This is a genomic window from Calditrichota bacterium, from assembly GCA_014359355.1.
Taxonomy (GTDB): Bacteria; Zhuqueibacterota; Zhuqueibacteria; order JANLFK01; family Oleimicrobiaceae; genus Oleimicrobium.
In genome coordinates, this window is sequence record JACIZP010000108.1 from 1 (window position 1) to 11,882 (window position 11,882).

An 11,882-nucleotide genomic window follows, 5' to 3' on the forward strand; every position below is an offset into this window, starting at 1 on the left:
CCTGACTATTGGCCGGACAAGCTCAATGACCCCGATGACCCTGGCTGGGCGGGCAGCTGGAATGGTTACTTTGGCAAGCGACCCAACGCCGACCAGGAAAGCTTCACCGTCATGGATGACGACTTTTACGACGCCTGGGATTACTACCCCGACAGTCGAGACTCCACGCGGCGCGGGCTCGGCCTGCGCATCGAGGTCAGAGGGTTCCAATGGGCCAACCCGCAGGCTGCCAACGTCATCTTCTGGCACTATGACATCACCAACGAAGGGACCACCGACTATGACAACAACATCATCTTCGGCATGTACATGGACTCGGGCGTCGGGGGTTCGGCCCTCTCCTGTGATGGCATCTACGAGTCTGACGATGACAACGCCTACTTTGACAAGTCATTCGGCATAAACTTGGTGTATACGTGGGACAAGCTCGGTCATGGCGTTGGCCTGAGCAGTAACTGCCTCCCCACCGGGTACCTTGGCTACTCCTACTTAGAGACGCCTGGCAATCACTATGACGGCGTCGATAACGACCTCGACGGGATAGTGGACGAGCGCAGAGACGGAGGGCCGGGCGAACTTCTGGTTGGGCAGGAGGCCATCCTGCAATACCTGAAGAGCCATTACGACGTGCAGCAGTTCGAGCGGGCCATCGGCACCGTTGCCACCCGTCCTGCCTACCGAGTGGCGCGCTGGTGGACAGGCGACGAGGACATGGATTGGGTAGCGGAGCTGTGTGACACGGGCGCCGACGGAGTGTTCGGGACCAACGATACGGGCGAGGGCGATGGCATTCCTACCAACGGCGAGCCGAATTTCGACAAGACAGACCTCAATGAGTCTGACCAAATAGGTCTGACCGGCTTCAAGATGAACCGGATCCGACCGGGGCAGGGCAATCCCTCGGAGGAGACGGACAACATTGTCTTCTTCGACGACGGCAAGGAGTGGCCAAAACGCTTGTATCAGTTCTTCACCGCGCCGGATCCGGCTGCCCGTTTCGACCAGGCGCTGATGCTGAACTACAACATTGGTTTCCTCTTCGCCTCTGGTCCTTTCAAGTTGCCGGCCGGCAAGACGGAACGCTTTAGCCTGGCTTTGGCCTATGGCGCCGACTTGGAGGAGTTGCGCAACACAGTGCGCATTGTTCAGCAAATCTACAACGCCAACTACCAGTTTGCGGTGCCACCGCCGCAACCAAAGGTGACGGCTGAGGCGGGCGACGGGTGGGTGCGTCTGTCGTGGGACGATGCCGCCGAGCGAGGTATCGATCCGGTAACCCTGCAGTACGACTTTGAAGGATACCGCATCTACCGCTCCACTGATCCTGAGTTCCGCGACCCGAAAGTAATCACTACGGCGAGGGGTACCGGGCCAATTGGCAACGGTCGTCCAATTGCGCAGTTTGACCTCAAGAACAGGATCAAGGGCTTTTCAAAGCAGACGGTGGAAGGTGTGGCATACTACCTGGGCGATGACACGGGCATCACCCACACCTGGACCGACACCACGGTGACGAACGGTCAGCTCTACTACTACGCGGTGACGGCCTACGACCACGGCTCGGACTCGCTGGACTTTTACCCCTCGGAAAATGCCATCAGCGTGTCGCGCACACCGCGTGGGGGCCTAATCCTTCCTACGAACGTGGTTGCGGTGCGACCGGAGCCGAAGGTGTTGGGTTTCGTTCCGGCCACTGCGTCGGTGTGCACCAAGACGAAGGGTAAAGGCGTGGGCACGGTAGACGTGCGGGTGGTCAATTCGGCGCTGGTGCCGCATGAGCACCTTTTCGTGGTCAGGACCAAGCTCCCTTCAGCGGACAGCGTGCGCGCGGCCTTCTACGACCTGTACGACAGCACCACCCACAAGTACGTCTTCACCAACGGGACCGACCTGGACGGGCTGGGGATCGGCCCGGTTGGTGCTGGACTGCTGCCCATCGTGAGCACGCCCGCCACGATCAGCATCGACACGGTGCAGAGCGGCTTTGCCCAAGGCAGCGCCACCAACATGCGGCTGCGCTCCTCCTACCAGTACCAGCTGTCCATCAATAGGCGGCGGCCGGGTTTCCCCCACGACCTGAGGATTACCTTTGCCGACACCTACTTAGACACCTCCTTGGCGGCGATCGGTCTGCCTGCTCGTCCTGCCAAGTTCCGCGTCGAGGCGCTGACCGATGGAGGACCGCTGCGGCTAAAGTTCCAGTTCAGAGACCTGGACAAGGATAACAACCTGAGCAGAGTCGACGAGCTCATTAAGGTCATTACGTACGTCCCAGAAAGGGGCACGCAGCCCCAGATTACCTGGCTCATCGAGGTGGACACCACAGGTCAGGCCCAACGTGGCCCCATCGTCCCACCCAAGGCAGGCGATGTGTACTACCTCCGTCTCATTCATCCTTTGGGCGCAGGAGATGAATTCGTCTTTACCACCACGGGGGAATGGATCGATCCGCAGAAGGCGGCGCAGCAATTTACGGACGATCCTTATGTCGTGCCCAATCCTTATGTCGGTTCGGCAAGTTTCGAGGCCGAGCGCTTTGCCATCTCCGGGCGGGGAGAGCGGCGCATCGAGTTCCGCGGCTTGCCTGAGCGGTGTACCATCCGCATCTACACTGTGCGCGGCGAACTGGTGCAAACGCTCTACCATGACGGCTCCACGCACGGCTACGTGCCTTGGGACCTGCGCACCAAGGACAACCTCGACGTGGCCCCAGGACTGTACATTTTCCATGTGGATGCTGGCAGTCTCGGCAGCAAGATCGGCAAATTCGCCATTATCAAGTGAGGGCGGGTCACCCATGAGAGCGCAAAAGTCTGATCCCCGCAGTCCGCGCCCGGTTCTTCTGTTGGTGTGCGTGGCGGCAGTGCAGGTGCTGATCGTCCCGGGCGTCTTGGCGCAAAGCAAGACTGGCACCACCATCGGCCAGTTCTTGCTCATCGAGCCCAGTGCCCGCTACGCAGCGATGGGGAACGCGGGCGTGGCCTCCTGCGACGACATTGGCGCCGTGTACTACAATCCCGGCGCATTGGGTCGCCTGCAGGGGTACGGTCTGCAGGTGACCCACAGCGAATGGCTGGCGGACATCTCCTACGACTATGTGGCGGCGTTGGTGGGGGCCGGGCAGATTGGCAACTTGCTTTTCACGGTGACCTCGCTTCAGTCTGGTGAAATCGACGTGCGGACGGTGGAGCAGCCACTGGGCACCGGAGAAAGGTACACGGTGTCTAATATCGCGCTTGGCGTTGGTTACGGTCGCCAGGTTACGGACCGGTTCTCCATGGGTGTGCAAGTGAGCTATGTGCAAGAGACCATCTGGCACAGCTCTCTGGCCACGGTGGCCATTAACGTGGGAACGCTGTACAATCTCACCACCAGCGGTTTGCGGCTGGGCGCGAGCATTTCGAACTTTGGCCTTGGCGCACGCTACCAGGGGCGGGACTTGCGCATCCAGTACGACAATGACCCCACTCGCTACGGAGACAACAGCAGTCTGCCAGGGGAGGTCTATACGGAGAAGTATCCGCTGCCGGTCCTTTTTCGCGTGGGGCTTAGCTGGCCTTTCCGCATCAGTGAGCGGCACCAGCTCTCTGCGGCTGTCACTGCCTTTCACCCAAGCGACAACACGGAAAGCATCAGTTTCGGCGCGGAGTGGCGGATGTTCGGCAGCGTAGCGCTGCGCGCAGGCTACCAGAACCTATTCCTCAAGGATTCCGAGGTCGGGCTCACTTTGGGCGCCGGAGCGCGATTGGCTTTGGGCGATACGGAGTTGCAGATCGACTACGCGTGGGCCGACCACGGACGCCTGGAGTACACGCAGCGCTTCTCCCTGGGGTTCAGCTTCTGAGAGAGCTGTGAGGCTCAGCGGCTGGACAAAGGTTGCTCTCGGTGCCTTAGGCCTGCTTGGTCTGCTTGGGTGCTCGCGGCAAAGGGAGCCTGCGGGGAAGGTGGTCACCATGTGGGCCATAGGCGCCGAGGGGGAGCGGCTTGGACCGCTGGTAGAATGGTTCATGCGCGAGAATCCAGGAGTGCGCCTGTACGTCCAGACGATTCCCTGGAGCGCTGCGCACGAGAAGCTCATCACCGCCGTTGCCGGTGGCACCCAGCCTGACCTTTGTCAACTCGGCAACACTTGGATGCCCGAGTTCCACGCCATGCAAGCCCTCGCTCCTTTGGACAGTTTCATCGCTGCATCGGCTGTGGTCAAACCGGAGCGATACTTCTCCGGACCCTGGGCATCAGGCGTGTTCGGGGGCAAAGTTTATGGTGTGCCCTGGTATGTGGAGACCAGGGTCCTCTTCTACCGCACGGACCTCCTGGCCGAGGCAGGCTTTTCCACTGGACCGCGTACCTGGGACGAGCTGTACGAAGCGTGTCGGCGACTCACTGCGGACACCGATGGGGACGGCAGGCCGGACCGTTACGGGCTAACGCTGCCGGTGAACGTCTGGGAGGAGCTGCTCTTTTTTACCTGGCAGGCAGGTGGTCGTATACTGGCCGACGACATGTTTACCCCTGCGGTGACCTCCGAGCAGAGCAAAGATGCATGGCGCTTCTACGTCCGGTTTTTCCGTGATGGGTTGGTCCCCGTGACCAGTGGCCTCCTGACCGATCTGTTCCAGGCGTTCGAGAGCGGCTACTATGCGATGTTCTTCTCAGGGCCTTGGATGCTAAGCCAGGTGGCGCAGAACTGTCCGCGGCTGACCGGCCGCTGGAGCGTGGTGCCTATGCCCGCGTTTCGCACGCGTGATTCCTGGGCGGGCGGCAGCAACTTGGTGATCTTCCGCAAGGCGAAGCACAAGGCTGAGGCCTGGAAGGTCATCGAATTCCTTTCGCGCGTCGAGGTGCAGAAGCAGTGGTATCACTTGACCTCTGACTTGCCGGCGGTGGAAGATGCGTGGCAGGACAGCAGCTTGGCGGCCAACCCGCTCATCCAAGTCTTCCATGAACAGCTGCAGCACACGCGGCCGGCGCCCCAGGTGCCCGAATGGGAGCAGATCGCCAGCCGCATCAACCGGTGGCTGGAAGCGGCGGTGTATGGAAAGGTGACCGTGGACCAGGCGGTTGAAGGCCTGGCAAGGGATATCGAGAGCATCATGCGCAAGCGCCCTGCCCAGCACAGGCACGCTGGGCGCTTGCTGCCAGCAGACCCCAGCAGAGCTCAGCCTCTGGAGGTGGGACGGTCGTGAGGTTTGTGCCGCCGCGACGTGGGTGGAGACAGAGCTGGGCACCGGTCTTTTTCGTTGCGCCAAGCGTCTTGCTCCTCCTGGCGTTTTTCTTCATCCCGGTCGGGGTGGCATTCCTGATGAGCCTCTCGGATCTCAGCCTCTACTCCTTGGGGGATTGGCGCCTGACTTCCTTTGTTGGCTTCGCCAACTACGCCGCCCTGCTGCGCGACGGTCTGTTCTGGCGCGCGCTGGCTAACACCTTCTACTTTGTGCTTGTCGCCGGGCCGGTGACGGTCGGCGTTTCCTTCGTTGCGGCATTGGCGCTCAATTCGCGGCTGGTCAAGCTGCGAAGCGTCTTCCGGCTGGGGTTCTTCATGCCCGTGGTGACCACGCTGGTCGCGGTCGCGGTCGTCTGGCGGTGGATCTATCACCCCCGTTTTGGCCTGCTCAACTACCTGCTGTCGGTCATTGGCATCCAGGGCCCGGATTGGCTGGCAACTACAACGTGGGCCATGCCGGCACTCATTCTGATGGCGGTGTGGAAGAACTTTGGCTACAATATGATCATCTTCTTGGCAGGGCTGCAGAGCATTGCCCCTTCCTACTACGAGGCGGCGCGCATCGACGGGGCAAATGCCTGGCAGAGCACGTGGCGGATCACCGTGCCCCTTTTGGGCCCGACCACGCTCTTTGTGAGCATTGTGACTACCATCGGCTACCTGCAGTTCTTCGCCGAGCCGTACATCATGACGCAGGGAGGCCCACTGGACAGCACGCTTTCGGTGGTGCTGCTGATGTACCAGGAAGCGTTCAAGTTCTGGAACATGGGCTACGCAGCGGCAATCGCCTTCACGCTTTTCGCGGTGATTCTGCTGTTAACCTTGGCACAGATGCGCACGCAGAGGCGCCACTTGTGAGGAGAGTCGGCAAATGTGGTCTCTTGCCGTAGATTTGTCCCGACAAGGCGCGCCAGTCGGGCAGCGGGCAGCAAGGGTGCGCAGCATGGCGATTTGGCCAACGAGCAAGTCGGTGCTGCTGCACTTAGCTTTGGTGGTCGTGTTCGCGATCACCCTGGCGCCTTTTGCCTGGATGGTCTCCACGTCGCTGAAACCGACTGGCGCCTCGTTCACCTTGCCGCCGCAGTGGATTCCGCGTCCGGCGACCTTGGTGCAGTACAAGACGCTGTTTGCGCAGATGAACTTTGCTCGCGCCACGCTCAACAGCCTGGTCGTCGCAGTCTCAGTGACTGTGCTGGGGCTTTTCATCAATTCGCTCGCCGGGTTCGCTTTCGCCAAGTACCAGTTCCCTGGGCGGCAGAGGCTCTTCGGCCTGTTGTTGGCGTCGATGATGATCCCAGGGCAGGTGGCCATGTTGCCCCTGTTCATGATGTTCAACAAGCTGGGCCTGCTCAACAACTACCTTGGCCTGATTATTCCCGGCATGGCCAGCATGTTCGGTATCTTTCTGCTCAAGCAGTTCATGATGTCGATTCCCGATGCGCTGTTGGATTCGGCGCGCATCGATGGGGCGAGCGAGTGGCGCATCTACTGGCAGGTGGTGCTGCCTTTGACCAAACCTGCCTTAGCGACTTTGGCCGTGTTCAGCTTCATGGGGGCCTGGAACGACTTTCTCTGGCCCCTCATCGTCATGACCAAGCAGTCGATGTACACTCTGCCGGTGGCCCTGGCCAACCTGACCGGGGAGGAACACCGCACCCAATACGAATTGCTGATGGCTGGCTCGGTGGTGGTAATCCTGCCGATTGCCATTGCCTTTTTGGCGATGCAGCGTTTCTACATGAGCGGCATAACTGCGGGGAGTGTGAAGGAATAGGGATTGTTGCGGAGGACTGCACCTCAGGAAAGGCAGCGACATGGACAAGCTCTTCGAGAATCAGTATGGGTACTTTACTGGCGATGGAACAGAGTATGTGATTGTCCGTCCGGACACGCCCAAGCCATGGGTGAACGTGATCTCCAACGGCGACTATGGGCTGGTCATTTCGCAGGCGGGAGGAGGGTTCAGCTGGCGCACGCACAGCAACCTGAACCGCCTGACCAGGTGGCAGCAGGACCTGGTGCAGGATAATTGGGGCAAATTCCTCTATCTGCGCGACCGCCAGACTGGTGAGATCTGGTCTGCCGCATGGCAGCCTGTCAAGCACAACGGCACGCGCTACCAGTGCCGGCATGGCCTCGGCTACACGACGCTGGCGGCCTGGCTGGGCTCTGTGACGAGCGAGTGGACGACTTTCGTGGCCCCTGGGGATCCAGTGGAAATATGGCTTTTGTCGCTGCGCAATGACGGCGCGGTGCGCCAGGAACTTAGCCTGTTCACCTACTTCGAGTGGTGCCTCGGGGCGGCGCCGGATAGCCATCGGGAGTTTCACAAGGCGTTCCTGGAGACGAGCTTTGCTCCGGCAAGCGGAATCCTCTTCGCCAGAAAGAGGCTGTGGGAGATAGCAGACGAGAAGGGGCGGCACTGGAATCGCGACTGGCCCTATGTCGCCTTCCATGCGTGCAGTGAGCCGGTGATCGATTTCGACGGGGATAAAGCAAGCTTTCTGGGGCGCGGTTCGGACGTGCGTAGACCGGCGGCGGTGGCAAGCGGCTGCTGTAGTTGCTCCCAAGGACGTTGGGGCGATGGCATTGCGGCTCTCCGCGTGGATGTGGACCTCGCGCCTGGCCAGGTGCGCGAGGTTGTGTTCGTGGTCGGTGCCGCAGATGCGCAGACACAGGCGGAGGAATTGGCCGCCAAGTATCGGTCCGTGCCTCGAGCCAAGCAAGCTCTTGCGGAGGTGAAAGACGGATGGAGGAGGAGGCTGGCACCGTGCGAGGTTACCACGCCGGATAGGGCCTTCGACATACTGATGAACAACTGGCTGCCCTACCAGGCGATTTCGTGCCGGCTCTGGGGGCGAGCCGCCTACTACCAGCAGAGCGGCGCCTACGGGTTTCGGGATCAGCTTCAGGACAGCCTGGTTTGGTTACCGCTTGATCCCGCCCAGACGCGGCAGCAGATCCTGCTCCACGCCGCTCATCAGTTCCGGGACGGCTCGGTATATCACTGGTGGCATCCGCTCACGGAGATAGGATTTCACAACAAGGTGAGCGACAATCTGCTCTGGCTGCCTTTCGTGGTGGCGGAGTACATCCGGGAGACGGCGGACGTCGGGGTGCTGGACGAGTTTGTGCCATTCGTTGACGGCGGGGAGCCGGCGCCGCTGTGGGTCCACTGCCGGCTGGCCTTGCAGCGTGTGTTGTCCTGGCGAAGCAAGCGGGGCCTGCCCCTTATTGGCGACCACGACTGGAACGACGGACTGAACGCCGTCGGCAACGAGATGAAAGGCGAGTCAGTGTGGTTAGCGCACTTTTTGTGCGCGGTTCTGGAGCGCGTTGCTGAGGTGGCCTCTGCCGCAGGCAAGGGCAGGTCCTTCGCCTTCTGTCGCCGGGAAGCCGCCAAGCTGCGCGCGGCGATTGCGGCGCATGCCTGGGATGGCGAATGGTTCTGGCGAGCTTCGAAGGATAACGGCGAGCTATTGGGCAGTGCCTCCTGTGCGGAGGGCAAGATATTCCTCAACGCGCAGACCTGGGCGGTGATTGCCAACTCGGCGCCAGCCGAACTTCAGGCCAAGGCCATGCAGGCGGTGGACAAGTACCTTGACCGCGACTATGGTCCCCTGCTGCTTTGGCCCGCCTACTCGCGGCCAGACCCCTCCATTGGCTATCTCTCGCGCTATGCACCGGGGCGGCGCGAAAACGGTGGGACCTATACGCACGCTGCCACCTGGGCGATCCTTGCCCACACCATACTCGGCAACGGCGCAAAAGCCTATGCCATGTACAAAAAGATTTCGCCCATCTACCGGTCGTTGGACCCAGACCTCTACCAGGCAGAGCCGTACGTGACGCCGGGAAACGTCGAGGGACCAGACTCGCCTCTGTACGGCCGCGGCGGCTGGACCTGGTACACGGGCTCAGCGGCATGGTTGTGCAAAGTGAGTTTGGAGGGGATACTTGGCATTCGGCCGACACTGAGCGGGCTGATCGTCGACCCGTGCATTCCACCGGAATGGGAGGCCTACAGCGTGCGGCGGGCATTTCGCGGCGCAGAGCACCTAATCGAGGTGCGCAACCCCCGGCGCGTCAGTTGTGGGGTAGCGGAGGTGCGCATCGATGGTAAGCTTACCTCTGCCACCCGGGTCGGACGGGGAATTGTCCTGCCCCAGTTTGTCCCGGGGAGCAGGCATAGAATCGAGGTGACCCTTGGTGGCTAAGGGGCCCCGCTTGTGTGCATTGGCGCTGTTATGGCTGGCACTGAACGCCGCCGATACATCCGGCATGGCGGCGCCGCCGGATGAGCCCAAGATTTGGAGAGAGGTGCTTTTGCCGGCGCACCGGACCGCTTCCTACCAGCCTGAGGCGAGGAGAGCTGACGAGGGTGCCGTGCCGACATGTCCGGGGCTTGGCACTGAGGCGCAGCCCCAGGTGGAAGCCGCTCTTCTGCCGACTTCCGCTCTTGACGGGCTCTCGGACGCAGAAGACGACAGCGTGTTCCTCGACCTGCTGCAACGCACTGCTTTCACCTTTTTTTGGAACGAAGCGAATCCCACTACCGGCCTGATCCGCGATAGCAGCCTGCCTAACTCGCCCTGCAGCATTGCCTCCTTGGGGTTTGGGCTCACCGCCATTTGCATTGCTATCGACCGGGGGTGGGTGCGCCGCGACTTGGGTAGGAGTCGCGTCCTTGCCGCTCTCAAGACCTTGTGGACTGCGCCCCAGGGGAAGGCTGCGCAAGGGGTCAGTGGCTACAAGGGCTTCTTCTACCATTTTCTGGACATCAACACGGCTTTGCGCACCTGGGACTGCGAACTTTCCTCCATAGACACCGCGCTCTTGCTTGCGGGGGTCTTGTACGCACGCGAATATTTCGCCGGCGCCGATAGCCTGGACTGCCTGGTCCGCAGTCTTGCGGACTCTATCTACCTGCGCGTCGACTGGAACTGGATGCGCAACTACGCCCCTGGGCTGATGATGGGCTACTACCCGGAGACCGGCTTTATCAACGCGTGGTGGCGTGGCTACAATGAGGCGATGATCATGTACATTCTTGCCCTGGGTTCGCCCACTCATCCGGTGCCGTCTTCTGTCTGGTCCGCCTGGACAAGTGGCTACTCATGGGAGACTCATTACGGCTATTCCTACGTCGCCTTCCCACCGCTCTTCGGCCATCAGTACTCGCACTGTTGGATCGATTTCCGAGACATCAGTGACCCGTACATGCGGGCGAAAGGGATCACGTACTTTGAGAATTCCCGTCGTGCCACGCTGGCCGCGCGCGCCTACTGCATCGCCAACCCCAAGGGTTTCGTCGGCTACGGCGAGAACATCTGGGGCATCACCGCGTGCGACGGGCCCACCGGTTACTTAGCGCGGGGCGCACCACCCCCCTTCAACGACGACGGCACCATCGCGCCCACTGCCGCCGGCGGCTCCATGCCGTTTACGCCGCAGCACTCCCTGGCTGCGCTCCGCCACTTGTACGACAATTACCGGATGCGCCTGTGGGGCGAGTACGGATTCAGAGATGCCTTTAACCTCACCTTGAACTGGTGGTCCTCTTGTGTCATCGGCATCGACCAGGGGCCCATCATCGTCATGATTGAGAACTATCGCAGCGGCAAGGTGTGGCGCGTGTTCATGCAGAATCCGTACGTGCAGGAGGGACTGGCGCGGGCTGGGTTTGTGCCGTTCACCGGCGTCGGCGAGGAGCCTTGTGGGGTCCCACGCCAGGTGCGACTCTATCAGAACTATCCCAATCCTTGCAATACGAGCACCGTCATCGGCTTTGAGCTGCCGCAACCGACGTGGGTGAAATTGGTCGTCTACGACGCGTTAGGCCGGGTAGTGGGCACGCTCGTCGACGAGCCGCGTGCAGCAGGGCAACACGTCGTGCGCTTTGTACCACCCGGGGATGCCAGCGGGGTCTATCTCTATCGCCTGCAGACTGCTGGTCTCTCCGCGACCAAGAAGATGGTAATCGCCAAATAACAGGCATTTATGGGATGCCGATTCGCGCAAGCTGGATGTCTGGCAGTTAACCAACTGGTCGCGGTGGCCCTGACGGCGGTGGTTGCCTCGGCGGCCTTACACTCCTGCCGCCGGGATGCGGTGCCTCCGACGGAGCGCTGGGACCCCTTCCTGGACACCCTGCTTGTCCGGACGCTCACCTATTTCTTGCAGACCACGGACCCGGCCACGGGCTTGGCGCCTGATCGCTGGCCATCACCAGGCCCCTGCAGCATCGCTGCCGTAGGTTTTGCTCTAAGTAGCTACCCCGTTGCTGTGGAGCATGGGCTCATCTCTCGCCAAGAGGCTGTGCAGCGGGTGCACACGACGTTGCGGCACCTACTCTCCCTTCCCCAGAGTGCTGATCCCGAGAAAAGTAGCGGCTACCGGGGTTTTTTCTACCACTTCTTGGACATGAAGACCGGGCTACGCGCCTGGAGATGCGAGCTGTCCACCATGGACACGGCCCTGCTCATGGCCGGCGTACTCTCTTGCCAGAGCTATTTCGACCAGCCTGACGCCATGGAGCAGGAGGTGCGCAGTTTTGCCGACACGCTGTACCGCCGGGTCGAATGGGATTGGGCCATGGCCGACAAGCCGGGCATTGCCTTGGGGTGGATGCCGGAGCGGGGCTTTGACCCGCACTACT

General features: G+C 61.3%; 8 protein-coding genes. All 8 read left to right on the top strand.

Going from position 1 to position 11,882, the window contains the following annotated elements; translation table 11 throughout:
- Positions 1-2,784 (top strand): hypothetical protein (locus H5U38_04455; GenBank protein ID MBC7186272.1); only part of this gene is annotated, 2,784 nt, incomplete at its 5' end.
- A gap of 13 nt (positions 2,785-2,797) precedes the next feature.
- Entirely contained in the window at positions 2,798-3,844 is a 1,047-nt protein-coding gene (locus H5U38_04460; protein MBC7186273.1) for a PorV/PorQ family protein, read from the top strand.
- A gap of 7 nt (positions 3,845-3,851) precedes the next feature.
- Positions 3,852-5,186, top strand: coding sequence for a sugar ABC transporter substrate-binding protein (locus H5U38_04465; protein ID MBC7186274.1), 1,335 nt, complete (start codon positions 3,852-3,854; stop codon positions 5,184-5,186).
- Between the two features lie 116 nt (positions 5,187-5,302).
- Positions 5,303-6,082: a sugar ABC transporter permease gene (locus tag H5U38_04470; GenBank protein MBC7186275.1), complete on the top strand. Its 780-nt coding sequence runs from the start codon at positions 5,303-5,305 to the stop codon at positions 6,080-6,082.
- Positions 6,083-6,167: 85 nt separating this feature from the next.
- Positions 6,168-6,998: a carbohydrate ABC transporter permease gene (locus H5U38_04475; GenBank protein ID MBC7186276.1), complete on the top strand. Its 831-nt coding sequence runs from the start codon at positions 6,168-6,170 to the stop codon at positions 6,996-6,998.
- A gap of 40 nt (positions 6,999-7,038) precedes the next feature.
- On the top strand, positions 7,039-9,441 hold the full coding sequence (locus tag H5U38_04480) for a glycosyl transferase family 36 (protein MBC7186277.1): 2,403 nt from the start codon (positions 7,039-7,041) through the stop codon (positions 9,439-9,441).
- A complete protein-coding gene (locus H5U38_04485) occupies positions 9,434-11,215 on the top strand; it encodes a T9SS type A sorting domain-containing protein (GenBank protein MBC7186278.1) in 1,782 nt (593 codons plus the stop codon). Before H5U38_04480 ends, H5U38_04485 begins: the two co-directional genes overlap by 8 nt.
- Positions 11,216-11,224: 9 nt before the next feature.
- Positions 11,225-11,882: Tat pathway signal protein (locus H5U38_04490; GenBank protein ID MBC7186279.1), on the top strand; the 658-nt coding region annotated here is incomplete at its 3' end.

Excerpts from the sequence above, each read along its gene's own strand:
- H5U38_04460 (MBC7186273.1), top strand. The coding sequence starts at position 2,798 with ATGAGAGCGCAAAAGTCTGATCCCCGCAGTCCGCGCCCGGTTCTTCTG.
- H5U38_04470 (MBC7186275.1), top strand. The coding sequence starts at position 5,303 with ATGAGCCTCTCGGATCTCAGCCTCTACTCCTTGGGGGATTGGCGCCTG.
- H5U38_04475 (MBC7186276.1), top strand. The coding sequence starts at position 6,168 with ATGGCGATTTGGCCAACGAGCAAGTCGGTGCTGCTGCACTTAGCTTTG.
- H5U38_04480 (MBC7186277.1), top strand. The coding sequence starts at position 7,039 with ATGGACAAGCTCTTCGAGAATCAGTATGGGTACTTTACTGGCGATGGA.